The organism is Pseudomonas sp. YY-1, assembly GCF_002843095.1.
Classification (GTDB): Bacteria; Pseudomonadota; Gammaproteobacteria; order Pseudomonadales; family Pseudomonadaceae; genus Aquipseudomonas; species Aquipseudomonas sediminis_A.
In genome coordinates this window covers 159,685-182,300 of sequence record NZ_PJLX01000011.1, presented here as the reverse complement: position 1 = coordinate 182,300, position 22,616 = coordinate 159,685, and the positions used below count along the sequence as shown (strand labels likewise).

Annotated in this window: 24 protein-coding genes; 5 read left to right on the top strand and 19 right to left on the bottom strand. The window is 62.6% G+C overall.

All coding sequences use genetic code 11. The annotated features are described in order from the left end of the window. Positions 1-165 precede the first annotated feature (165 nt). From xerD to ffh, 7 genes are all read right to left on the bottom strand, one after another. Positions 166-1,062: a site-specific tyrosine recombinase XerD gene (xerD, locus tag CXP40_RS16725; RefSeq protein ID WP_106734682.1), complete on the bottom strand. Its 897-nt coding sequence runs from the start codon at positions 1,060-1,062 to the stop codon at positions 166-168. Positions 1,063-1,168: 106 nt separating this feature from the next. Next, entirely contained in the window at positions 1,169-1,582 is a 414-nt protein-coding gene (locus CXP40_RS16720; protein WP_045734873.1) for an acyl-CoA thioesterase, read from the bottom strand. Between the two features lie 81 nt (positions 1,583-1,663). Beyond that, positions 1,664-2,014: a 50S ribosomal protein L19 gene (rplS, locus tag CXP40_RS16715; RefSeq protein WP_045734872.1), complete on the bottom strand. Its 351-nt coding sequence runs from the start codon at positions 2,012-2,014 to the stop codon at positions 1,664-1,666. Positions 2,015-2,056: 42 nt separating this feature from the next. After that, entirely contained in the window at positions 2,057-2,800 is a 744-nt protein-coding gene (gene trmD / locus CXP40_RS16710; protein ID WP_092377102.1) for a tRNA (guanosine(37)-N1)-methyltransferase TrmD, read from the bottom strand. 5 nt (positions 2,801-2,805) lie between these two features. Then, entirely contained in the window at positions 2,806-3,342 is a 537-nt protein-coding gene (rimM, locus tag CXP40_RS16705; RefSeq protein WP_106734681.1) for a ribosome maturation factor RimM, read from the bottom strand. A gap of 8 nt (positions 3,343-3,350) precedes the next feature. Beyond that, on the bottom strand, positions 3,351-3,602 hold the full coding sequence (gene rpsP / locus CXP40_RS16700) for a 30S ribosomal protein S16 (protein WP_003246162.1): 252 nt from the start codon (positions 3,600-3,602) through the stop codon (positions 3,351-3,353). A 141-nt stretch (positions 3,603-3,743) separates the two neighbouring features. Continuing rightward, positions 3,744-5,123 carry a signal recognition particle protein gene (gene ffh, locus CXP40_RS16695; RefSeq protein ID WP_099526527.1) on the bottom strand — a complete coding sequence of 460 codons (1,380 nt, stop codon included), beginning with the start codon at positions 5,121-5,123 and terminating at the stop codon, positions 3,744-3,746. A 157-nt stretch (positions 5,124-5,280) separates the two neighbouring features. On the opposite strand from ffh, the gene CXP40_RS16690 reads away from it, so the two are divergent. Next, positions 5,281-6,081, top strand: coding sequence for an inner membrane protein YpjD (locus CXP40_RS16690; RefSeq protein ID WP_061241176.1), 801 nt, complete (start codon positions 5,281-5,283; stop codon positions 6,079-6,081). A gap of 10 nt (positions 6,082-6,091) precedes the next feature. After that, entirely contained in the window at positions 6,092-7,378 is a 1,287-nt protein-coding gene (locus CXP40_RS16685; protein ID WP_099526528.1) for an HlyC/CorC family transporter, read from the top strand. Here CXP40_RS16685 and CXP40_RS16680 read toward each other — a convergent pair. Genes CXP40_RS16680 through CXP40_RS16660 form a run of 5 tightly spaced genes read right to left on the bottom strand, consistent with a single transcriptional unit; the run spans position 7,350 to position 10,631 of the window. Continuing rightward, positions 7,350-8,084 (bottom strand): SGNH/GDSL hydrolase family protein, encoded by a 735-nt coding sequence (locus tag CXP40_RS16680; RefSeq protein WP_106734680.1) that lies wholly within the window; start codon positions 8,082-8,084, stop codon positions 7,350-7,352. The genes CXP40_RS16685 and CXP40_RS16680 overlap by 29 nt on opposite strands. Continuing rightward, positions 8,081-9,262, bottom strand: a complete 1,182-nt coding sequence (gene purT, locus CXP40_RS16675) for a formate-dependent phosphoribosylglycinamide formyltransferase (protein ID WP_106734679.1) — start codon at positions 9,260-9,262, stop codon at positions 8,081-8,083. Before purT ends, CXP40_RS16680 begins: the two co-directional genes overlap by 4 nt. Positions 9,263-9,283: 21 nt before the next feature. Continuing rightward, positions 9,284-9,490 (bottom strand): DUF1289 domain-containing protein, encoded by a 207-nt coding sequence (locus tag CXP40_RS16670; protein ID WP_106734678.1) that lies wholly within the window; start codon positions 9,488-9,490, stop codon positions 9,284-9,286. Then, positions 9,477-10,004: a gamma carbonic anhydrase family protein gene (locus tag CXP40_RS16665; protein WP_106734677.1), complete on the bottom strand. Its 528-nt coding sequence runs from the start codon at positions 10,002-10,004 to the stop codon at positions 9,477-9,479. The genes CXP40_RS16670 and CXP40_RS16665 overlap by 14 nt, the downstream gene beginning before the upstream one ends. 21 nt (positions 10,005-10,025) lie before the next feature. Continuing rightward, on the bottom strand, positions 10,026-10,631 hold the full coding sequence (locus CXP40_RS16660) for a CoA pyrophosphatase (RefSeq protein WP_039964927.1): 606 nt from the start codon (positions 10,629-10,631) through the stop codon (positions 10,026-10,028). A gap of 150 nt (positions 10,632-10,781) precedes the next feature. Between CXP40_RS16660 and CXP40_RS16655 the strand changes: the two genes are divergently transcribed. Continuing rightward, entirely contained in the window at positions 10,782-11,336 is a 555-nt protein-coding gene (locus CXP40_RS16655) for an NUDIX hydrolase (protein WP_099526533.1), read from the top strand. Between the two features lie 18 nt (positions 11,337-11,354). After that, positions 11,355-11,858, top strand: a complete 504-nt coding sequence (locus tag CXP40_RS16650) for a murein L,D-transpeptidase family protein (protein WP_090336169.1) — start codon at positions 11,355-11,357, stop codon at positions 11,856-11,858. 46 nt (positions 11,859-11,904) lie between these two features. Here CXP40_RS16650 and CXP40_RS16645 read toward each other — a convergent pair whose 3' ends face one another. The 3 genes from CXP40_RS16645 to purL form a co-directional block, all read right to left on the bottom strand. Then, positions 11,905-12,222, bottom strand: a complete 318-nt coding sequence (locus CXP40_RS16645) for a YqfO family protein (protein WP_099526535.1) — start codon at positions 12,220-12,222, stop codon at positions 11,905-11,907. A 156-nt stretch (positions 12,223-12,378) separates the two neighbouring features. After that, positions 12,379-12,555 (bottom strand): CDGSH iron-sulfur domain-containing protein, encoded by a 177-nt coding sequence (locus tag CXP40_RS24005; RefSeq protein ID WP_256579469.1) that lies wholly within the window; start codon positions 12,553-12,555, stop codon positions 12,379-12,381. 346 nt (positions 12,556-12,901) lie between these two features. After that, on the bottom strand, positions 12,902-16,798 hold the full coding sequence (gene purL / locus CXP40_RS16635; protein WP_106734675.1) for a phosphoribosylformylglycinamidine synthase: 3,897 nt from the start codon (positions 16,796-16,798) through the stop codon (positions 12,902-12,904). Positions 16,799-16,965: 167 nt separating this feature from the next. Here purL and mltF point away from each other — a divergent pair, with 167 nt between their 5' ends. Next, entirely contained in the window at positions 16,966-18,432 is a 1,467-nt protein-coding gene (gene mltF / locus CXP40_RS16630; protein ID WP_106734674.1) for a membrane-bound lytic murein transglycosylase MltF, read from the top strand. Positions 18,433-18,436: 4 nt separating this feature from the next. On the opposite strand, the gene CXP40_RS16625 is transcribed toward mltF, so the two are convergent. The 4 genes from CXP40_RS16625 to guaA all read right to left on the bottom strand — a co-directional run bounded on the left by CXP40_RS16625 (position 18,437) and on the right by guaA (position 22,550). Further along, entirely contained in the window at positions 18,437-18,904 is a 468-nt protein-coding gene (locus tag CXP40_RS16625; protein WP_177429688.1) for a hypothetical protein, read from the bottom strand. Between the two features lie 21 nt (positions 18,905-18,925). Next, positions 18,926-19,402, bottom strand: coding sequence for a tRNA adenosine(34) deaminase TadA (gene tadA / locus CXP40_RS16620; protein WP_106734673.1), 477 nt, complete (start codon positions 19,400-19,402; stop codon positions 18,926-18,928). 41 nt (positions 19,403-19,443) lie between these two features. Beyond that, a complete protein-coding gene (locus tag CXP40_RS16615; protein WP_106734690.1) occupies positions 19,444-20,814 on the bottom strand; it encodes a multicopper oxidase family protein in 1,371 nt (456 codons plus the stop codon). A 158-nt stretch (positions 20,815-20,972) separates the two neighbouring features. After that, positions 20,973-22,550, bottom strand: coding sequence for a glutamine-hydrolyzing GMP synthase (gene guaA, locus CXP40_RS16610; RefSeq protein ID WP_106734672.1), 1,578 nt, complete (start codon positions 22,548-22,550; stop codon positions 20,973-20,975). Between the last annotated feature and the right edge of the window lie 66 nt (positions 22,551-22,616).

Below are 22,616 nucleotides of genomic sequence, written 5' to 3'. Positions count from 1 at the left end.
TGACCTACCGCAACAGCGCGGGTGACGTGGAAGTGCTCGACTACGAACAGCTCTCCAGCGCCTGCACCAGCCAGAGCTGATGATCACGACCTGCTCGCCAGGCGAGACAACTGAAAAAACAAACCCCGCCACCGGCAACGGTGACGGGGTTTCGTTCATGAATACTCAACCGCGCGGATGGTGCTGCGCATGCAGCTCCTGCAGGCGCGCGCGCGCGATATGTGTATAGATCTGCGTGGTAGACAGGTCGCTATGCCCCAGCAGCATCTGCACCACACGCAGGTCGGCACCGTGATTGAGCAAATGCGTGGCGAAAGCGTGGCGTAGCGTGTGCGGTGACAACGCTTTGCTGATACCCGCAACCTGCGCCTGGTGCTTGATGCGGTGCCAGAAGGTCTGCCGGGTCATCTGTTCGCCGCGCAGACTGGGAAACAGCACATCGCTGGGTTTACCACCCAACAACAGCGGGCGTGCTTCGCGCATGTAGCGCTCGATCCAGGCGATGGCCTCTTCACCCAGCGGCACCAGGCGCTCCTTGCTGCCCTTACCGAATACCCGCAGTACCCCCTGGCGCAGATTGACCTGCTCCAGCGTCAGGCCAGTCAGCTCACTGACACGCAAACCGCAGGCATAGAGCACTTCGAGCATGGCGCGATCGCGAAGACCGATGGGGTCATCCAGGTCCGGCGCCTGCAGCAGCGCTTCGACATCCGCTTCAGACAATGACTTGGGCAGCGGCCGGCCGATCTGCGGCAACTCGACCTGCAGCGTCGGGTCGTCACTGATCAGCGTTTCACGCAGCAAAAAACGGTAGAAGCCGCGCACACCGGAGAGAAAGCGCGCCGTGGAGCGCGCCTGATAGCCCTGCTCGAGACGCCAGGCCAGATGGTCGAGAATGGCGTCGCGACCGATATGCTGCAGCGCCAGGCCACGCCCATCGAGCCAGCCATTGAAGTGCTCCAGATCACTGCGATAGGCGGCCTGAGTATGGGCGGAAAGCCCTTTTTCCAACCATAACGCTTCGAGAAAGCGCTCGATCAGAGGGTGAGTCAGCGCAGGCATCGATTGACCTTCAATTACAGGGTAGGCAAGTGTTCCACAGCCAACACCCGACGCACCAGCAGACCAGGCTGACGATCAGCGGCCCTCGCCCAAGGCCGGCAAATGGCTAGCTAGAGAATCCCGGCAGTACCGGCACCGGCTTATGCTGATCATCGACGGCGACGAAGCTGAAGCTGCCGCTGATCGCCCGCTCGCGCCCTTCCTGATACAGCCCCTCGACGAATACTTCGACTTCCACCTTGAGACTGGTATTGCCCACCTTGATCACCCGCCCAACCAACTCGACGATGGAGCCCGCCGGTATCGCGTGTTTGAAATCGATGCGATCGCTGGAAACGGTGACCAGCGGCAGACGGCAGAACCGCGTAGCAGCGATGAACGACACTTCGTCCATCCAGGCCAGCGCGGTGCCGCCGAAGAGGGTGTTGTGATGATTGGTGGTCGGTGGAAACACCGCCTTGGTCACACGGGTTTCCGACAGCGCGATGCGTCGCTGGATCTCTTGCTCTCTCGGGGTCATCTCACTGCCACTCATGATTACTGCAAGCCAGAAACGACAAAAGCAGCCCTTAGGCTGCTTTTGTCAGAGAAGCGTCCGAACTTAGGACAGCTTTTCCTTGATGCGTGCGGCTTTGCCGGACAGATCGCGGAGGTAGTACAGCTTGGCTTTGCGCACGTCACCGCGACGCTTGACTGCCAGGCTGTCGACCAGCGGGCTGTAGGTCTGGAAGGTACGCTCAACACCAACACCGCTGGAGATCTTGCGCACGGTGAAGGCGCTGTTCAGGCCGCGGTTACGCTTGGCGATAACGACGCCTTCGAAGGCCTGCAGACGCTGACGGTCGCCTTCCTTTACTTTCACTTGTACGACTACGGTGTCGCCCGGTGCGAAAGTCGGGATTTCTTTGTTCATCTGCTCAGCTTCGAGCATCTGGATAATCTTGTTGGTCATGCTGCGCTCCTAAGACAAGCCTCCCGGCCCATCATCGATACGTTAACTATCGTCCCGCTGGCGGATGTATTCCTCCAGCAGCTTCTTCTCTTCTCCAGAAAGCGAGCGGCTATCCAGAAGATCAGCGCGACGTTCCCAGGTCCGACCAAGGGACTGCTGCAAACGCCAGCGCCGGATGTGTTCGTGGTTGCCACTAAGCAACACTTCGGGAACACGTTTATCCGCATACACCTCCGGGCGGGTGTAGTGCGGGCAGTCGAGCAGGCCATCCGTAAAGGAGTCCTCCTCGGCCGAATCGGCATGACCCAATGCACCAGGCAAAAGGCGCGTCACCGCGTCGATCAGCACCATGGCCGGCAGCTCACCGCCAGACAGGACGTAATCACCAATCGACCATTCCTCATCGACATGCGCCTCAATGAAACGCTCGTCGATGCCTTCATAACGACCGGCGATCAGGATCAGTGCATCCTCCTGCGCCAGCTCGCGCACCGCCGCCTGATTCAGGCTACGGCCCTGCGGCGATAGGTAGATCACCTTCGCCGTCTCTCCCGCGGCTTGCTTGGCACTGGCCAAGGCATCCTCGAGAGGCTTGATTTTCATCACCATTCCCGGACCACCGCCGAAAGGACGGTCATCCACCGTATGGTGACGATCAGTCGTGTAGTCTCGCGGGTTCCAGCAATTGAGCTTGAGCAGCTCCTGCTTGACCGCTCGACTGGTGATGCCGTACTCGCCGATGGCGGCAAACATTTCCGGGAACAGGGTGATGACTTCTACGCGCATGAGCCTTAGAAATCCGCATCCCAGTCGACCCGCATCTCGCCAGCTGCCAGGTCGATCGAAAGCACGCACTGCCCCGTGTAGGGCAACAGACGCTCGCGATCATCCAGACTGCCCGCGCAGGGCTTGACCACCATCACATCGTTGGCACCGGTCTCGAACAAGTGGTCGACCACACCGAGCAGTTGCTCTGCCTGATCAATGACCTTCAAGCCCTGTAACTGGTACCAGTAGAACTCACCATTTTCCAGTTCTGGCAGCTCGCTACGCGGCACGCAGATCTCGAAACCGGCGTAGGTACGCGCAATTTCGCGATCATCCAGACCTTTCAATTTGGCTACCAGCACCTTGCCCTGAAGGCGGCCGCTGGCCAGTTCCACTTTCTTTACCTCACCGTCACGCTTGAGCGTCCAGTTGCGGTAATCGAGCACGTTATCGATGGGATCGGTAAAGGAGTACACCTTCACTTCACCCTTGACGCCGTGCACCGAAACAATCTTGCCGAGAACGATCAAATCCTCGGCGACGGCCGGCGTCGTACTCATAAAGATGCTTAGGCAGCAGCCTTGGCAGCTTCCTTGAGCAGCTGAGCAACACGCTCAGACGGCTGAGCGCCCTGGCCCAGCCAGTAGGTCGCACGCTCTTGGTCAACGGAAAGACGCACTTCGCCACCGGCAGCGATCGGGTTGAAGAAACCGATACGCTCAACGAAACGACCGTCGCGCGCATTGCGGCTGTTGGTCACGGTCAGGTGGTAGAAGGGGCGCTTTTTGGAGCCGCCACGAGCAAGACGGATGGTTACCATGTGAACATCGTTCCTATAGTCGGTGCTAACTTGAGGCACACATTAAAAATGGGCCTAGGCCCGAAAGGCCGCATATTTTAAGGATTATGCGGCGGTTTGCAAATCTCTTTTTCCGGACGGCCATCGACCGGCTTACAGGCCTCAGAATTTCGGCATTCCGCCGCCACCCGGAAGCATGCCACCCATGCCGCGCATCATCTTGGCCATACCGCCCTTGGCGGTAAATTTCTTCATCATCTTCTGCATCTGCTTGTGCTGCTTGATCAAGCGGCCGATGTCCTGCACCTGGGTACCGGAGCCCAGAGCGATACGGCGCTTGCGCGAGCCACTGATGATGTCCGGGTCGCGGCGCTCAGCAGGCGTCATCGAGTTGATGATCGCTTCCATCTGCTTGAACTGCTTCTCCGCCGCACCCTGAGCATTGCCCATCTGCGACAGATTAACGCCACCGATGGACGGCAGCTTGTCCATCAGGCCGCCGAGGCCGCCCATGTTCTTCATCTGCAGCAGTTGGTCACGGAAGTCTTCGAGATCGAAGCCCTTGCCCTTCTTCAGCTTCTTGGAGAGTTTCTCGGCTTTCTCGCGATCGAGGGTCTGCTCGGCCTGTTCGATCAGGCTGAGCACATCACCCATGCCGAGGATGCGCGAGGCGATACGATCCGGATGGAAGGGCTCGAGCGCGTCGCTCTTCTCGCCCATACCGATGAACTTGATCGGCTTGCCGGTGATATGACGGACGGACAAGGCGGCACCACCACGAGCGTCACCGTCGACCTTGGTCAGCACCACGCCGGTCAGCGGCAGCGCCTCGCCAAAGGCCTTGGCCGTGTTGGCGGCGTCCTGGCCGGTCATGGCATCGACCACGAACAGCGTTTCGACCGGTTTGACCGCCGCATGCAGCGCCTGGATCTCGGCCATCATTTCGCTATCCACGGCCAGACGACCGGCGGTATCGAGGATGACCACGTCGATGAACTTCAGCTTGGCTTCGCGGATCGCTGCGTTGGCGATATCCACCGGCTTCTGGCTGGCATCGGAGGGGAAGAAAGTCACCCCGAGGTCGCCCGCCAGGGTTTCCAACTGCTTGATTGCCGCCGGACGGTAGACGTCGGCCGACACCAGCAGCACAGACTTCTTCTTGCGCTCTTTGAGGAACTTGGCCAGCTTGCCGGCGGTGGTGGTCTTACCCGCCCCCTGCAGACCTGCCATCAGCACCACGGCAGGCGGGGCTGCGTTGAGTGCCAGATCTTCGTTGGCCGCGCCCATCAGCTCTTCCAGCTCGGCGCGGACGATCTTCACGAAAGCCTGTCCCGGGGTCAGGCTCTTGGAGACTTCGGTACCAACGGCGCGATCCTTGACCTTGCCGACGAAGTCCTTGACCACCGGCAGAGCCACGTCGGCCTCGAGCAGGGCCATGCGCACTTCGCGCAGCGTATCCTTGATGTTGTCTTCGGTCAGCTTGGCCTTGCCCGTGACGTTACGCAGCGTCTGGGACAGGCGATCGGTAAGATTTTCGAACATGCGCGTTCCTTTGATAGGTGCGACCCGGCGCGCCGGGTGTGCGACAGGCGGCGGATTATAGCGAAGTCGCCGAGCTGCCGACACCGCCGGCAGTCTTTCGTGCCGACGCCCATCTGTGCCACACTCAGCGCCTTTCGGGCTCGCCTTACACGGATTTATGCACCCTCTGTTGCCCAGTCTCGCCGCCGCCCTCCTCTATGCCGGCGCCGCCGCTTACCAAGGCCTGCGCCTGACGCAGCGCAGCATCCCCGACAAACGCCTGCTGGCGTCGCTAGGTGTGCTCGCCTTGTGCCTGCACGGCATCAGCCTGTTCTACCAGCTGTATGACGTACACGGCCTCAACCTGGACTTCTTCAACGCAGCCAGCCTGATCGCCTGGGCGGTCATCGGCCTGATTCTGCTGGCCTGCCTGCGCATTCCGGTAGAAAACCTGCTGCTATTGCTGTTCCCGCTCGGCACACTGACCGTGCTGGCGGCCGAATTCATGCCCAGCGGCACCATCAACCCGATCGACGAGCACCCCGGCATCCTTGCCCACATCCTGTTCTCGATCATGGCTTACGGCATGCTCACCATCGCCGTGTTCCAGTCGATCCTGCTGCTGTTGCAGGACCATCAGCTCAAGCACAAGCACCCGTCCGGGCTGATCCGCAACTTTCCACCCCTGCAAACCATGGAAAGCCTGCTGTTCGGCTTTCTCTTCGCGGGCTGGCTGCTGCTGTCGCTATCGCTGCTGTCCGGCGCGCTGTACATCGATGATCTGTTCGCTCAGCACCTGGCGCACAAGACCATTCTTTCCTGCTTCGCCTGGGTGGTTTTCGCCGTTCTGCTGTGGGGTCGCCACCAGCTTGGCTGGCGCGGCCACAAGGCCATTCGCTGGACCCTCGCTGGGTTCTGCCTGCTGATGCTGGCCTACTTCGGCAGCAAGCTGGTACGCGAATTCATCCTGCACATCTGAGGCAGACGTCGTGGACGACATACATTCGAGCTACCTGCTCGGCCTGCTGATTTTCCTCATCCTCTGCTCGGCGTTCTTCTCCAGCTCCGAGACCGGCATGCTCAGCCTCAATCGCTATCGGCTCAAGCACCTGGCCAAGGAAGGACACAGCGGCGCCAAGCGCGTCACCCGCCTGCTTGACCGTCCGGATCGCCTGCTCGGCACCATTCTGGTCGGCAACAACGTGGTCAACATCCTCGCCGCCTCCATCGCCACGGTGCTGGCGGTGGACATGTGGGGTGAGGCCGGTATCGCCATCGCCACCGCAGGCCTGACCATCATCGTGCTGATCTTCGGCGAGATCACGCCCAAGACCCTGGCCGCCCTGCGCCCGGAACTGGTGGCTTTCCCTGCCAGTCGCGTGCTCAGCCTGCTGCTGCGCGTGCTCTACCCGGTGGTTTGGCTGACCAGCGTGATCAGCAGTGGCCTGCTGCGTCTGTTCGGCGTCGATCCGTCACAGCGCGCCAGCGACAGCCTGTCTACCGAGGAGCTGCGCAGCGTGGTGCGTGAGTCCGGCTCGGAGTTGCCGATGAATCGCCAGAGCATGCTGCTGGGCATCCTCGACCTGGAACGGGTCACGGTGGATGACATCATGATTCCGCGCAACGAAGTGACCGGCATCGATCTCGACGACGACCTGGAAGTCATCATCGGCCAGTTGCGCAGCACCTCGCATACGCGCCTGCCGGTGTTTCGTGGCGACATCAACCAGGTCGAAGGCGTGGTACACATGCGCCAGATAGCCCGCCTGCTCAGCCACAACCAGCTGACCAAGGACAGCTTGCTGGCAGCCTGCAACGAGCCTTATTTCATCCCGGAAAACACACCGCTGGCGACCCAGCTGATCAACTTCCAGAAGCAGAAGCGGCGCATCGGCATCGTCGTCGACGAGTATGGCGAGGTGATCGGCATCGTCACCCTGGAAGATATCCTCGAAGAGATCGTCGGCGACTTCAGCAACCAGGACAGCCTGCGCAGCCCCGACATCCATCCACAGGAAGACGGCACGCTGGTCATCGACGGCGCCGCCTACATTCGCGAAGTGAACAAGACCCTCGGCTGGCATCTGCCCAGCGATGGTCCCAAGACCCTCAATGGCCTGATCACCGAAGCCCTGGAGACCATCCCTGACAGCAGCGTCTGCCTGAAGATCGGCCCCTATCGCCTGGAGATCCTGCAGGCGGCGGACAACCGGGTGAAGAGCGTCCGCGTGTGGCAGGTAAAAAAGGTCAAGCCGGACGCTGCAGCGACGGAGTGAGGCGCTCGGCCAGGCCATCGGCCCAGCGCCGGTAGCCCAGTGCCGACGGGTGATAGCCATCCTCGGCCAGGTAATGTGCCTCGAACGGCAGGTCCAGCCGGCAATGCAATGCCCCAAGGCGTTGCGCCAGGCCCTGCAACTCAGCATCCAGCAAGCGGGCCCGCCAGCCCATCAACTGCCGCAGCAACCAGGGCAAGGCGCTGAAATGCTGCAACGGTGGTACGCCGCTGAAGGCCACGTGACAGCCCTGCTCGCCCAGCGCTGCGGCCATCCCGGCCAGTGACTGCAGCCAACGCTTGCTTGGTGTGAGGTGAGTAGTGTCATTGACGCCGAACACCAGCAGCGCCAGGTCCGCGGGCTCCGTCAATACCTGCGGTAACAGCCGTTCATGGGCCTCAGGCGCGGTGATTCCATTTTCGCCACAGGCGCGCCAGCGCACCGGTCGCCCCAGACGTTCAGCCAGGGCGGCGGCCAGGCAACTTGCCAGCGATTGATCGAAGCGGGTGACCCCAACGCCTGCCACGGTCGACTCACCGATCAACAGCAGGTGCAGCGGCTCACCCGGAAGATGCGCAGCGGCGACACCGCTCGGTTCGCCCTGCGCAACCGGCAAGCGCAAGGCGGTGCGCCGGGTGTGCAGCGCCATAGGCAGCGCCAGTGGCAGCAATGGCACAGTTGCCAGCCACCACAGCGCATGCCGACTCACAGCTGGACGCGAACCGCTTGCGCGCTGCGCAGTGCCTTGGCACGTGCAGCCTCGATGGATTCGTCACGCGCCAGCGCCACGCCCATGCGGCGCTGGCCTTTGACTTCAGGCTTGCCGAACAGACGCACCGCCGTGTCTTCCTCGCTCAGCGCAGCGCCAAGGTTGGCGAAACTGGCCTGCTGCGAATTGCCCTCCACCAGAATCACCGCCGACGCCGACGGGCCCATCTGGCGGATTGCCGGAATTGGCAGACCGAGAATGGCGCGGGCATGCAGGGCGAACTCGGACAGTTCCTGGGAAATCAGCGTCACCAGACCGGTGTCGTGCGGGCGCGGCGAAACTTCGCTGAACCACACCTGATCGCCTTTGACGAACAGTTCGACACCGAACAGGCCGCGACCACCGAGCGCCTCGGTCACCGCCAGCGCCACGCGCTCGGATTCGGCCAGCGCCTTCGGGCTCATCGGTTGCGGCTGCCAGGATTCCTGATAGTCACCGTTCTCCTGGCGATGGCCAATCGGCGCGCAGAAGCTGGTACCACCGACATGACGCACGGTAAGCAGGGTGATTTCGTAGTCGAAGTCGATGAACCCCTCGACGATCACCCGCCCCTTGCCGGCACGGCCGCCTTCCTGGGCGTAGTCCCAGGCGCGCTGCAGGTCGGCGTCGCTTTTTAGGACGCTCTGGCCTTTGCCAGAAGAGCTCATGATCGGCTTGACCACGCAGGGGTAGCCGACGGATTTCACCGCGGCGGCGTAGTCCTCGAAGGTGTCGGAGAAATGATAAGGAGAGGTCGGCAGGCCCAACTCCTCGGCTGCCAGACGACGAATGCCCTCGCGGTTCATGGTCAGCTGTGCGGCACGCGCGGTCGGCACCACGTTGAAGCCTTCGGCTTCCAGCTCGACCAGCGTGGCAGTGGCGATCGCCTCGATCTCGGGCACGATGTAGTGCGGCTGTTCCTTTTCGATCACTGCACGCAGGGCTGCACCATCGAGCATGTCGATGACGTGGCTGCGGTGCGCCACCTGCATGGCCGGCGCATTGGCATAACGATCGACGCCGATGACTTCACAGCCCAGGCGCTGCAGCTCGATCACCACTTCCTTGCCGAGTTCGCCGCAGCCACACAGCAGTACACGGGTCGCAGAAGACGACAGAGGGGTTCCAATACGGGGCATGAGTGTTCCTCGAACAGTAAATCAGGACGGAGTCAGTAAAAGACCGGAAGCGCGGGCGCGCTCCAGGCAGCGTTGCAGTACCTCGCGGCGCTCGGCATTGTCCATGCGGCCCCAGCGGGTGATTTCGGCGGCGGTACGCTGACAGCCGATGCAGATATCCTGCTCATCCAGCGCGCAGACATGCACACAGGGTGAACGCACCGGTTTTTCTACATCACTCGTCGTCATCAGGCACCAGCTCACGGGAATAGCGCTGCGCATTATGAACGTAATGCGCAGCGCTGGCCTCCAGCATCTTCTTCTGCGGCTCGGTGAGCTCGCGCACCACCTTGCCCGGGCTGCCCATGACTAGGCTGCCGTCGGGAATCACCTTGCCTTCGGGAATCAGGCTATTGGCGCCGATGATGCAGTACTTGCCAATCTTCGCGCCGTTGAGGATCACCGAGTTGATGCCGATCAGGCTGTAATCATCCACGCTGCAGCCATGCATCATCACGTTATGGCCGACGGTGACGCCCTTGCCCAGCGTCAGCGGAAAGCCCATGTCGGTGTGCATGACGCTACCGTCCTGCACGTTACTGTTCTCGCCGATATGGATCAGTTCGTTGTCTCCGCGCAGCACGGCGCCGAACCAAACACTGGCACCGGCTTCCAGGCGAACCTTGCCGATCAGGTCGGCGCTTGGTGCGATCCAGCTCTCGGGATGGGCGTCGACACGGGAGCTTCCCAGGCGGTATTTCATGCTCGTCAGTCCTCGGCGCTATCAGCGCAGGTGTATGAAGTGTTCGGGGGGCTGGTGCAGAGCGATCTGCGCATCGTCGAAGATCAGGTTGACCAGCTCCACCACCATGATCGCGGTCAGCCCCCAGATGCGGTACTCGCCATAGGTGTAGGACGGCACATACCAGCTCTGCCCTAAGTAGTCGATACGGTGGGTGACTTCGCGCGGGTCGCTGCGGAAGAACTCCAGCGGCACCGAGAATACCGAGGCGATCTCGGCGTCGTTGGGCTTGTACTCGACGTAGTCCGGCACCAGCCCGACGTAGGGCGTGACCTGAATGCCGTGACGCGACACCAGGCTGCTGAGCGGCCCAACCATCTCCACCAAACCAGGTGGCAGGCCAATTTCCTCCTCGGCCTCGCGCAGTGCGGTGTCCACCAGATCGCGGTCTTCCGGGTCGCGCCGGCCACCGGGAAAGGCGACCTCGCCACTGTGGGTCGACAAACCGCTGGCGCGCAGGGTCAGCACCAGCTCAGGTTCATCACTGCGGGTAATCGGGACCAGCACCGCCGCCTCGGGGAAGCTGCGCTCGGTCTCCAGAGGGCGCGGACTGTAACCGCGCACACGATGGAGCAACTCGTCCAGCATGGGCATACTCGGAGTCTTGTTTTGCCAGGCATCATGGCATGAAAGCACGCGGCCGCCCAACCCCGACGACAGGACAGGCCGGCCGCAATAGCGGGCTTGCCGGCCACCTCTCAGCCGGCCAAGATAGCGCCAGAAAAAAGAGGAGCGGGCATGAAATTCTGCAGCCAGTGCGGCAACCCGGTCACCCGCATGATCCCCGCGGGCGACAACCGCATGCGCCATGTCTGCGGCCACTGCGCCACCGTGCATTACGAAAACCCGCGCATCGTTGCCGGCTGCCTGCCTGTGTGGGGCGACCAGGTGCTGCTGTGCCGCCGCGCCATCGAGCCGCGCCGTGGCTACTGGACGTTGCCGGCCGGCTTCATGGAAAACGGCGAAACAACCGAACAGGCCGCCGCCCGTGAGACCCTCGAAGAAGCCTGCGCCCGCGTACGCGACCTGAGCCTCTATACCCTCTTCGATCTGCCGCACATCAGCCAGGTGTACATGCTGTTTCGCGCCGAACTGGTCGACCTGGATTTTGCCGTCGGCGAGGAAAGCCTGGAGGTGCGATTGTTTGCAGAGAGCGAAATCCCTTGGTCAGAGCTGGCTTTCCCGACCATAGGCCGTACCTTAGAATGCTTCTTCGCCGACCGTCGGCAGAATCTCTTTCCGGTACGCAATGAGCCACTCGAAGCGCTGCGTGCCCACTACACACCCCGTTGACCCTTGCGGACGTTCCCGATGCGCTGGTTGTTGCCCCTGCTTTGCCTGACCCTCAGCTTCAACGTCCTGGCCAGCACCACGCCAGCGACCAGCAGCCGCACAGTGGACAAGGTGCTGGTACTCAAATCCGAGCGCAAACTGCACCTGCAGCAGCGCGGCGAGACCATCAAGTCGTACCGTATTTCCCTGGGCAAACAGCCTAATGGCGCCAAGCAACGCGAAGGCGACCTGCGCACGCCGGAAGGCTTCTACTGGATCGACTGGCGCAAGCCGAGCGACAAGTACCAATTGTCGCTGCACATTTCCTACCCCAACGCTCGCGACCTGGCCAAGGCCAATGACGCCGGGGTGCCGCCGGGTAGCATGATCATGATCCACGGCACGCCGCTGGACGAGGAATACCCGGAGTGGTTCTTCCACACCCTCGACTGGACCGAGGGCTGCATTGCCATGAAGAACGACGACATGCGCGAGGTCTGGAGCCTGGTCAAGGACGGTACGCTGATCGAAATCAGGCCTTGAGCCACTGCATTGAAAAAGGCGCCATCGGCGCCTTTTTCATATCGACTCAAAACTGCAGGTCGGACAAGCGCCAGACGTCGAAGGCCGGCGTTTCGTAGGGATGGGTCTTCTTCAACGCCTTGACGGCGTCGTGGATCAGCTCGTCGGCAACGACCATTTCCACTTTCCACTCGGCAACCTGCTCGACGCTGCCAACCTGACCGATGAACGGCTGGCTACCGTCCAGGGCGCGGAACTGACCTTGGCCCAGCACCTGCCAGCAGCAGCTGTCGTAAAGACCAATGCGCCCGCCACCGGCTGCGAACACCGCCTTTTTTACCGGTTCCAGATGGGTTTCCGGCACGTAGAAACACAGTTTGTACATCAAGTTCTCCGCAGATGGGCAACCGAACAACAGACAAGCCATGACGCCAATATGATGTCATTTCGCCATGGAGTTGTCTTGAGATCGCCCGCACAAATCCACATGCAGCATTAAAACGATTCGCTGCTTTCGACTCAGGCGGCGGGCATGGCGTTCTCAACGAGCGCCGAAAAAGCGCCGCCATCTGTCGGCCAGACCGCTGGCCGGAGGGCTGTGGCTACCATCGCAGTAGGGCAGGTTTGCGGATCGGCTACAGCGGCACAACAGCAGGCGCTGTTCGCGCTCGGGTTGCAGGATCAGGAATTGGGCGCAGTCGGGTGGGCAGTCAGGCATCTCGGGCGAGTGCCCACAGCGGCATAGATGATGAGTTTCGCCGGCTTTGACCAGGCGGACTTCGGGAAGGATGGGCAGAGAATCATCGGCCATGGCTGGGCCTGTTTGGTTCGGATGGAATCCGAGCAGAGGGTTTGGCAACGGTTTCCCGGATTGCATTCGGGCTACCGGGCCCTGCTCCCCTCTCCCACGAGCGGGAGAGGTGCTGGTGGAGGGGCTGGCGTTCGCTATACACCGGCGCCAGCCCAAGCTGGATCGGAGCGCGGCCGCTTTCCCTCTCCCGCCCTTCGGGCACCCTCTCCCATGAATGGGAGAGGGTCATCAGAAGGCCGCTACGCGGCCGTTATTAATCCACCCACACTCGAGCGTTACGGAACATGCGCATCCAGCCGGCGTCTTCCTGCCACTCGTCCGGGCGCCAGGAGTTCTGCACGGCGCGGAACACCCGCTCCGGGTGCGGCATCATGATGGTCACACGACCGTCACGACTGGTCAGGCCGGTGATGCCACGCGGCGAACCGTTGGGGTTGGCCGGGTAGGTCTCGGTGACCTTGCCGTGGTTATCGACGAAGCGCAGAGCTACGGTGCCGGACAGATCAGCTTCCAGCAGCGCCTCCTCGCTTTCGAACTCGGCATGACCCTCGCCGTGGGCGATGGCGATCGGCATGCGCGAACCGGCCATGCCCTGCAGGAAGATCGACGCCGACTCCTGAATCTGCACCATGGCCACGCGCGCTTCGAACTGCTCGGAGCGGTTGCGCACGAAGTGCGGCCAGAACTCGGTACCCGGGATCAGCTCGTGCAGGTTGCTCATCATCTGGCAGCCGTTGCACACACCAAGGGTGAAGCTGTCGCGACGCTCGAAGAAGCCTTGGAAAGCATCGCGAGCACGCGCATTGAACAGCACCGACTTGGCCCAGCCCTCACCAGCGCCGAGTACGTCGCCGTAGGAGAAACCGCCGCAGGCCACCAGACCTTTGAACTCTTCAAGGCTGACGCGGCCGGCGAGGATATCGCTCATGTGCACGTCGATGGCGGAGAAGCCGGCGCGGTCGAACGCGGCGGCCATTTCCACCTGGCCGTTGACGCCCTGCTCGCGCAGGATCGCCACTTGCGGACGCACGCCCTTCTTGATGTAGGGCGCAGCAATGTCCTGGTTGACGTCGAAGCCAAGCTTGACCGAAAGGCCGGGGTTGTCTTCTTCCAGTAGCAGGTCGAATTCCTGATCGGCGCCCTGGGCGTTGTCGCGCAGACGCTGGATACGGTAGCTGGTCTCGGCCCACTGACGCTGCAGCAGACGACGATCACCAGCGAAAACCGGCTCGCCATTGAAGCTGATGCTGACGTCGCTGTTGTTCACGGCCTGCCCGATCACGGCCACGCAGTCGTCCAGACCGGCAGCGCTGAACTGCGCCAGCACCTCCGGCGTGGCGTCCTGGCGCACCTGGATCACTGCACCCAACTCTTCGTTGAACAGCACGGCCGGCAGCTCGGAGCAGTCGTCAGCCAGCGCGTCGAGATTCAGCGACAGACCGCAATGACCGGCGAAGGCCATTTCCAGCACGGTGGTCAGCAGACCGCCGTCGGAGCGGTCGTGGTACGCCAGCAAGTGACCGTCGGCGTTCAGGCCCTGGATCACGGCGAAGAAGGCCTTGAGGTCTTCGGCGTCGTCGAGGTCCGGCACTTGCTGGCCGATCTGCGAATAGACCTGCGCCAGGATCGAGGCACCCATGCGGTTCTGACCGCGACCGAGGTCGATCAGAATAAGATCGGTCTCACCCTTGTCCATGCGCAGTTGCGGAGTCAGGGTCTGGCGGATGTCCTGCACTGGAGCGAAACCGGTGATCACCAGCGACAGCGGCGAGGTCACGCTCTTATCGACGCCCTCGTCCTGCCAGCGGGTTTTCATGGACATGGAGTCCTTGCCCACCGGAATGGTGATGCCCAGTGCCGGGCACAGCTCCATACCGACAGCCTTGACGGTGTCGTACAGGCGGGCGTCTTCGCCGGGGTGGCCGGCAGCGGCCATCCAGTTGGCCGACAGTTTGATGTCGGACATTTTCTCGATGCGTGCCGCCGCCAGGTTGGTAACGGTCTCACCTACCGCCATACGCCCGGAGGCCGGCGCGTCGAGCAGCGCCAGCGGCGTGCGCTCGCCCATGGCCATGGCTTCACCGGTGTAGACGTCGAAGCTGGTGGCGGTCACGGCGCAATCGGCCACCGGTACCTGCCACGGGCCGACCATCTGATCACGCGCCACCAGACCGGTAATGGTGCGGTCGCCGATGGTGATCAAAAAGCTCTTGCTGGCCACGGCCGGGTGATGCAGCACGCGACCCAGCGCTTCTTCGATATTCACGCTGGCAGCGCTGAAGTCATCGCCCTGCTCGGCTTCGCGGCTGACGCTGCGGTGCATGCGCGGCGGCTTGCCCAGCAGCACTTCCAGCGGCATGTCCACCGGGGTGTTGCTGAAGTGGCTGTCGGTCACGGTCAGGTGCGGCTCGGCGGTGGCCTCGCCGACCACGGCGAACGGGCAGCGCTCGCGCTCGCAGATAGCCTGGAAACGCTCGAAGTCGGCAGCGTCCACGCTCAGCACGTAACGCTCTTGCGACTCATTGCACCAGATTTCGTGCGGGGCCATGCCCGGCTCGTCGTTAGGCACGTTGCGCAGCTCGAAGCGGCCGCCACGACCACCGTCGTTGATCAGCTCCGGCAGAGCGTTGGAGATACCACCAGCGCCAACGTCGTGGATGAACTTGATCGGGTTGGCCTCGCCCAGTTGCCAGCAGCGGTCGATGACCTCCTGGCAGCGGCGTTCCATTTCCGGGTTCTCGCGCTGCACCGAGGCGAAGTCCAGGTCCGCCGAGCTGGCACCGGTAGCCATCGACGAAGCGGCACCGCCGCCGAGGCCGATGAGCATGGCCGGGCCGCCGAGCACGATCAGCTTGGCGCCGACGGAAATCTCGCCCTTCTGTACGTGGTTCTCGCGGATGTTGCCCAGACCGCCAGCGAGCATGATCGGCTTGTGGTAGCCACGTACTTCCTCACCGCGCGGGCTGCTGACAGCCTGTTCGAAGGTGCGGAAGTAGCCGTTGAGCGCCGGGCGACCGAACTCGTTGTTGAACGCGGCGCCGCCCAGCGGGCCTTCGATCATGATGTCCAGCGCGCTGACGATGCGCTCGGGCTTGCCGTAGGGCTTTTCCCAGGGCTGGAGGAAATCGGGGATGTTCAGGTTGGAGACCGAGAAACCGGTCAGGCCGGCCTTGGGCTTGGCGCCACGACCGGTCGCGCCTTCGTCGCGAATCTCACCGCCGGAGCCGGTGGAGGCGCCGGGGAACGGGGCGATGGCGGTCGGGTGGTTGTGCGTTTCCACCTTCATCAGAATGTGCACCGGCTCCTGCACCGCACCGTACTGGCGGGTCTCAGGATTGGGGAAGAAACGCCCGGCGGTGTGGCCGACGATGACCGAGGCGTTGTCCTTGTAGGCGGACAGCACGCCTTCGTTGTGCATCTGGTAGGTGTTCTTGATCATGCCGAACAGCGACTTGTCCTGGCTCTCGCCGTCGATGTCCCAGCTGGCATTGAAGATCTTGTGGCGGCAATGCTCGGAGTTGGCCTGGGCGAACATCATCAGTTCGATGTCGTGCGGGTTGCGCCCCAGGTCATTGAAGCTCTTCACCAGGTAGTCGATTTCGTCCTCGGCCAGGGCCAGGCCCAGATCCTGGTTGGCCTGCTCCAGCGCGGCGCGGCCACCGCCGAGTACGTCCACGGCGGTCAGCGGCTTGGGCTGGGCATGACTGAACAGCGCGCTGGCGTCTTCCAGCGCACCCAGCACCAGCTGGGTCATGCGGTCGTGCAACAGCGCGGCGACAGCAGCACTGTCGTCCTCGCTCAGCTCGCCGCTGACGTAATAGGCGATACCACGCTCCAGACGCTGGACCTTGGCCAGGCCGCAGTTACGGGCGATATCGCTGGCCTTGCTCGACCAGGGCGAAATGGTGCCGAAACGCGGAATGGTCAGGAACAGTTTGCCGCTGGGCTCCTGCACCGGCACGCTCGGGCCGTACTTGAGCAGCCGGGCCAGCACTTGTTCCTCATCGGTGTTGAGCACGCCGGTGACGTCGGCGAAATGCGCGAACTCGGCGTACAGCCCGGTCACGGCAGGCACCTTGCTGGTCAGTTGCTCAAGCAATTTGCCATGGCGGAAAGCGGAAAGGGCGGGAGCGCCGCGCAGAATCAACATCGTCGGAACAGCCTCTGGGAAGGGGTGTGCTGGAGGCCGGGCATTCTACCCTAAAGCGTTGGCCTGCGGCACCTGTAGCCAGGCGCTTAAAGGACGAACGCGCACTAGCAGAGAAGCGAAGCGCTGTCGATATATGGCGCCGCCTGCGCTTTGCGTATACTGCGCCGATGTTTGCACGACCTGCGATACGCATGCGTTGCGCCAAAGGGCTGTTGGCGATTGGAACCCTCCTGATGCTTGCTGGCTGCGGCGAAGAACCCAAGCCCAGCGTACTCGAGCAGGTAAAGGCGGAGGGTGAGCTGCGCGTGGTCACTCGTAACAGCCCCGCCACCTACTTCCAGGATCGCAACGGCGCCACCGGTTTCGAATATGAGCTGGCCAAGCGCTTCGCCACCGACCTCGGCCTCGAACTGAAGATCGAAACCGCCGACAATCTCGACAGCCTGTTCGCCAGCCTGGACCGCGCCAACGGCCCGGTCATGGCTGCCGCCGGCCTGGTGGACACACCGCAGCGCCAGCGTCAGGCACGCTTCTCCATCCCTTATCTGGAAGTCACGCCGCAGGTCATCTATCGCCAGGGCGAGAGCCGCCCGACCAAGCCTGAAGATCTGGTCGGCAAACGCATTCTGGTGCTGGCCGGCAGCAGTCACGCCGAACAGCTGGCCGCCCTCAAGCTGGAACAACCGGAGCTGGAGTTCGAGGTATCCGACGCAGTGGAGGTGGTTGACCTGCTGCGTATGGTCGATGAGGGCCAGATCGATCTGACGCTGGTGGACTCCAACGAACTGGCGATGAACCAGGTGTACTTCCCCAATGTGCGCGTCGCCTTCGACCTCGGCGACACCAACACCATGCGCTGGGCAGTGGCGGCCGGCGACGATGACAGCCTGCTGCTGGAGATCGACGCCTTCCTCAAGCGCGCCGAAGCCAACGGTACCCTGCAGCGCCTGAAGGAACGCTACTACGGTCATGTCGACGTGCTCGGCTATGTCGGGGCCTACACCTTCGCCCAGCACCTGCAGAAACGCCTGCCACGCTACGAGAAAATGTTCCGCCAGGCCGCCCACAGCCATCAGATCGACTGGCGCCTGCTGGCGGCCATGGGCTACCAGGAGTCGCTATGGCAGCCCAATGCCACGTCCAAGACCGGCGTACGCGGCCTGATGATGCTTACTCAGCGCACTGCCCAGTCGGTCGGCGTGTCCAACCGCCTCGACCCTAAACAGAGCATCGACGGCGGTGCCCGTTATTTCATTCAGGTGCACCAACAACTGCCGGAAGGCATCGTTGAGCCGGATCGCACCTGGTTCGCCCTGGCTGCCTACAACGTTGGTGGCGGTCACCTGGAAGACGCACGCAAGCTGACCGAAGCCGAAGGCCTGGACCCGAACAAGTGGGCCGATGTGCAGAAGATTCTGCCGCGCCTGGCGCAGAAGCAGTGGTACAGCAAAACCCGCTACGGCTATGCCCGTGGCGGTGAGCCGGTGCACTTCGTGCGTAACATCCGCCGCTACTACGACATTCTTACCTGGGTCACCCAGCCGCAGCTGGAAGGCTCGCAGGTGGCAGAGAGCGGCACCCACCTGCCCGGTATCGACAAGCGCAAACCCGAAGAAGAAACCCCGCCGCTCTGAACACTCAGAGCAACTCCTGATTGCCCACCGCACAGCGACTGATTGCCTGCCTGGCCGGTGGCAAGCCTTTGAGGCGCGTGGCGCACTGCGCCTGACTCGATATCCGCTCAACCTGCAGATTGGCCTGCGCATCGATGCTGATCAGGTAGGGATGGTTGTAACGCGCGCGATCGTTCCAGGCGCTGAACTGCTGAGCGCTGAACACGCAGCGGTAGTCCAGATGGCCGGTAAAACCCTGAAAGCGATCACGCATGAAGATGTGGTGATAGCGCTGCCAGTCGCGATCGCGCTGGCCGACGCGTACGGCCTCCTGACACTCTTCAAGCGTGGTGATCTGCGGCTCGTGCAGGAAAATGCTTTGCGCCAGGTCGGAGCCACCCAACTGCACGCTAGCGACCAGATACACCTCGGGCTGCTCCGCGAACGCTGGCGCAGCCAGGAGCGCCAGCAGACTCAAGATCCGTTTGTTCATGCCTATTCCCTGTAAGAACGCTCAGCCGCGCCGAGCCTTGAAGAAATCTTTCAGCAGCGCCCCGCTCTCCTCGGCCAACAGCCCGCCCTCCACCAACACGCGGTGATTGAGAAAGCCCTGATCGAAAAACTGCCCCTGGCTGATCGCTACCCCGGCACGCGGCTCACTGGCGGCGAACACCACCCGAGCGATGCGCGCATGCACGATCAGGCCGGCGCACATGCTGCAGGGCTCCAGCGTGACATACAGGGTGCTGCCGGGCAGCCGGTAGTTCTGCACGCTTTCCGCTGCCGCACGGATCGCCACCATCTCGGCGTGGGCACTAGGGTCGTGACGCAGGATCGGGCAATTGAACCCCTGCCCCACGACTTCGCCGTCTTGCACCAGCACAGCGCCGACCGGCACCTCGCCTTGCTCCGCGCCCAGGCACGCCTGCGCCAGCGCCAGGCGCATGAAGTGCTCGTCACGCGAGCGGTCGATGATCTGCGGTCTTTTCATTGCAACAATCCGTAGGACGCCGGCGAAAAACGGCGCCTACCCTACACCACTTCGATGGCCGCCATCAGCCCCGTTTCCATATGGTCGATAACGTGGCAGTGGAACATCCACAGACCGGGATTATCGGCGACAAAGGCGATGCGCGCCGTCTCGTTCTTGCCCAGCAGGTAGGTGTCGGTGAAATACGGAATGATCTGGCGTCGATCCGAGCCCAGCACCTTGAAAGTCATGCCGTGCAGGTGGATCGGGTGCTGGTACTGAGCCATGTTGCGCAGCACGAAAACGTAGTGGCCGTCCTTCTTCAGCGTGGCGATCGGGCGGTCCGCACAAGTCTTGTCGTTGATGTCCCAGGCCTGGCCGTTGATCTGCCAGTACTTGTAGCTGCCGCCACGCTCGACATTCCCCGACAGCATGGCCGCCCACTCGAAGTTGAAGCGCAGCGTCTCGGCGCGCGCCAAATCCGGCTCGGCAATCGGGTTGGCCGGCAGCGGCGACGGCCAATCTCCGGCAGCGTCGGTGCTGGCGATGCCCTTCACAGTCGCCAGGCGCAGCGGCCCGTTGCGCAGGGATAACTCCTTTCCAGCAGCCGGAACCTTGAGTGCCAGGTCAAGGCGCATGCCGGGGCCGAGCCAGTATTCCTTGCCCAAAGGGCGCGGCTGCACCGGGTTGCCGTCCAGCGCATAGATGCGCGCCTCGCCGCCCGGCAGATTGAGGCGATAGGTGATGGTGCTGTCGACGTTGATCAGACGCAGACGCACCACCTGCCCCGCCGGCAACTCCAGTGTCGGGTTGGGCTCGCCGTTGATGGTGGTCAGGCGCCCACGCGTGCCCTCGCGCGCGGCCTGGCGCGGCACCAGAAACTCGGTGAAAGCGCCCTGCTCGTCGATGTGCCAGGTCTTCAGGCTCAGTGTACGTTCATGACGGAACCCCGTCGGCTCGCGCTCCTCGACGATCAGCGGGCCGACAAGGCCGCGCCCGAGCTGCTCGGCACTGGCGGTGTGCGGGTGGTACCAGAAGCTGCCAGCATCGTGGCAGATGAAGTCATAGTCGAAGTATTCACCCGGCAGAACCGGTGCCTGGGAAACGTAGGGCACGCCGTCCATCTCCAGCGGCAGACGAATACCATGCCAGTGGATAGTGCTCTGCACATCGAGCTTGTTGATGAAGCGCACCCGCAAACGCTCGCCCTGGCGACAACGCAACTCCAACCCCGGCGCCTGGCCGCCGTAGCCCCAGGCCGGCGTCTTGTGCCCCGGCACCAGCTCAAGATCAAGCGGCGCAGCGATCAGCTCGTAGTCATGGCTCGCCACGTTCTCCGGGCGCCCCAGCCAATAACGCACACCACCTGCGCCCAGGCCAGCCACACCCAGGCCAGCCAGGCCGGCAAGCACTTGTCTGCGGGTAAACGACATCTTCATCCTCGGCAATCTGCGCGCATACTCAATTGCGGTATCTTCTCATTTTCAACGAATGGAAAACGACCCCACTAGTAGAGTCGGGTTGCCGCAGCTCCAACCTGCAGGCATGAAAAAACCGGCCTAAGCCGGTCTTTTCATGCAGCGCTTCGGGATCACTCCCACTCAATCGTCGCTGGCGGCTTGCTCGACACGTCGTAGGTGACGCGGGAGATGCCTTCGATTTCGTTGATGATGCGGCCGCTAACGGTTTCCAGCAGCTCGTAAGGCAGGTGTGCCCAGCGAGCGGTCATGAAGTCCACGGTTTCCACGGCGCGCAGGGCAACGACCCAGGCGTAGCGACGGCCGTCACCAACGACGCCAACCGATTTCACCGGCTGGAATACAACGAATGCCTGGCTGGTCTTGTGGTACCAGTCGGCCTTGCGTAGTTCTTCGATGAAGATGTGGTCGGCGCGGCGCAGCAGGTCGGCGTATTCCTTCTTCACTTCACCGAGGATGCGCACGCCCAGGCCCGGGCCCGGGAACGGGTGGCGGTAGACCATGTCGTAGGGCAAGCCCAGTTCCAGGCCAATCTTGCGCACTTCGTCCTTGAACAGCTCACGCAGCGGTTCGACCAGCTTGAGGTTCATTTCCTCGGGCAGGCCGCCGACGTTGTGGTGGCTCTTGATCACGTGGGCCTTGCCGCTCTTGGCGCCAGCCGACTCGATCACGTCCGGGTAGATGGTGCCCTGGGCGAGGAACTGGATGTTGTCCAGCTTGCTGGCCTGCGCATCGAACACGTCGATGAAGGTACGGCCGATGATCTTGCGCTTCTTCTCCGGGTCGGCTTCGCCGGCCAGGTTGCCGAGGAACTGCTCCTCGGCATCAGCACGGATCACTTTGACACCCATGTTCTCGGCGAACATGGCCATCACCTGATCACCTTCGTGCAAGCGCAGCAGGCCATTGTCGACGAATACGCAGGTCAGTTGATCGCCGATGGCCTTGTGCAGCAGCGCCGCGACCACCGAGCTGTCCACACCGCCGGACAGGCCGAGCAGCACATTGGCGTCGCCGACCTGAGAGCGCACGGCGGTGATGGCGTCTTCGACGATGTTGGCAGGGGTCCACAGGGCTTCGCAGCCGCTGATTTCCAGCACGAAGCGCGAGAGAATGCGACCGCCCTGCTTGGTGTGGGTCACTTCTGGGTGGAACTGCACGCCGTAGTAGTGGCGGGTGTCGTCGCACATGGCGGCGATCGGGCAGCTCGGAGTGCTGGCGAGGATATGGAAACCTTCCGGCAGGCGGGTGACCTTGTCGCCGTGGCTCATCCATACGTCCAGGCCGAGCACGCCGTCGGCGTCGACATGGTCTTCGATGCCAGCCAGCAGCTCGCTCTTGCCAACCACGTCGACACGGGCGTAGCCGAATTCACGCAGATCGGAACCTTCCACCTTGCCGCCGAGCTGCTCGGCCATGGTCTGCATGCCGTAGCAGATACCCAGGACTGGCACGTTCAGGTCGAACACGGCTTGCGGCGCGCGCGGGCTATTGGCTTCGTGCACCGACTCCGGGCCACCGGCGAGGATGATGCCGCGCGGGGCGAAGGCACGGATGTCCTCGTCGCTCATGTCCCAGGGGTGCAGCTCGCAATAGACGCCGATCTCGCGAACGCGGCGGGCGATCAACTGAGTGTACTGGGAACCGAAGTCCAGAATGAGGATGCGGTGGGCGTGAATGTCGTGGGCCATGGCCGTCTCTCGTAGGTGTTCACAAATGACACGGGGCTGATCGAACAGCCCCGTTATTCATACATT

Coding starts and splice junctions, on each gene's coding strand:
- xerD (WP_106734682.1), bottom strand. CDS start 1,062: ATGCCTGCGCTGACTCACCCTCTGATCGAGCGCTTTCTCGAAGCGTTA.
- CXP40_RS16720 (WP_045734873.1), bottom strand. CDS start 1,582: ATGACCCCGAGAGAGCAAGAGATCCAGCGACGCATCGCGCTGTCGGAA.
- rplS (WP_045734872.1), bottom strand. CDS start 2,014: ATGACCAACAAGATTATCCAGATGCTCGAAGCTGAGCAGATGAACAAA.
- trmD (WP_092377102.1), bottom strand. CDS start 2,800: ATGCGCGTAGAAGTCATCACCCTGTTCCCGGAAATGTTTGCCGCCATC.
- rimM (WP_106734681.1), bottom strand. CDS start 3,342: ATGAGTACGACGCCGGCCGTCGCCGAGGATTTGATCGTTCTCGGCAAG.
- rpsP (WP_003246162.1), bottom strand. CDS start 3,602: ATGGTAACCATCCGTCTTGCTCGTGGCGGCTCCAAAAAGCGCCCCTTC.
- ffh (WP_099526527.1), bottom strand. CDS start 5,123: ATGTTCGAAAATCTTACCGATCGCCTGTCCCAGACGCTGCGTAACGTC.
- CXP40_RS16690 (WP_061241176.1), top strand. CDS start 5,281: ATGCACCCTCTGTTGCCCAGTCTCGCCGCCGCCCTCCTCTATGCCGGC.
- purT (WP_106734679.1), bottom strand. CDS start 9,262: ATGCCCCGTATTGGAACCCCTCTGTCGTCTTCTGCGACCCGTGTACTG.
- CXP40_RS16670 (WP_106734678.1), bottom strand. CDS start 9,490: ATGACGACGAGTGATGTAGAAAAACCGGTGCGTTCACCCTGTGTGCAT.
- CXP40_RS16665 (WP_106734677.1), bottom strand. CDS start 10,004: ATGAAATACCGCCTGGGAAGCTCCCGTGTCGACGCCCATCCCGAGAGC.
- CXP40_RS16660 (WP_039964927.1), bottom strand. CDS start 10,631: ATGCTGGACGAGTTGCTCCATCGTGTGCGCGGTTACAGTCCGCGCCCT.
- CXP40_RS16655 (WP_099526533.1), top strand. CDS start 10,782: ATGAAATTCTGCAGCCAGTGCGGCAACCCGGTCACCCGCATGATCCCC.
- CXP40_RS16650 (WP_090336169.1), top strand. CDS start 11,355: ATGCGCTGGTTGTTGCCCCTGCTTTGCCTGACCCTCAGCTTCAACGTC.
- CXP40_RS16645 (WP_099526535.1), bottom strand. CDS start 12,222: ATGTACAAACTGTGTTTCTACGTGCCGGAAACCCATCTGGAACCGGTA.
- CXP40_RS24005 (WP_256579469.1), bottom strand. CDS start 12,555: ATGCCTGACTGCCCACCCGACTGCGCCCAATTCCTGATCCTGCAACCC.
- purL (WP_106734675.1), bottom strand. CDS start 16,798: ATGTTGATTCTGCGCGGCGCTCCCGCCCTTTCCGCTTTCCGCCATGGC.
- mltF (WP_106734674.1), top strand. CDS start 16,966: ATGTTTGCACGACCTGCGATACGCATGCGTTGCGCCAAAGGGCTGTTG.
- CXP40_RS16625 (WP_177429688.1), bottom strand. CDS start 18,904: ATGAACAAACGGATCTTGAGTCTGCTGGCGCTCCTGGCTGCGCCAGCG.
- tadA (WP_106734673.1), bottom strand. CDS start 19,402: ATGAAAAGACCGCAGATCATCGACCGCTCGCGTGACGAGCACTTCATG.
- CXP40_RS16615 (WP_106734690.1), bottom strand. CDS start 20,814: ATGTCGTTTACCCGCAGACAAGTGCTTGCCGGCCTGGCTGGCCTGGGT.
- guaA (WP_106734672.1), bottom strand. CDS start 22,550: ATGGCCCACGACATTCACGCCCACCGCATCCTCATTCTGGACTTCGGT.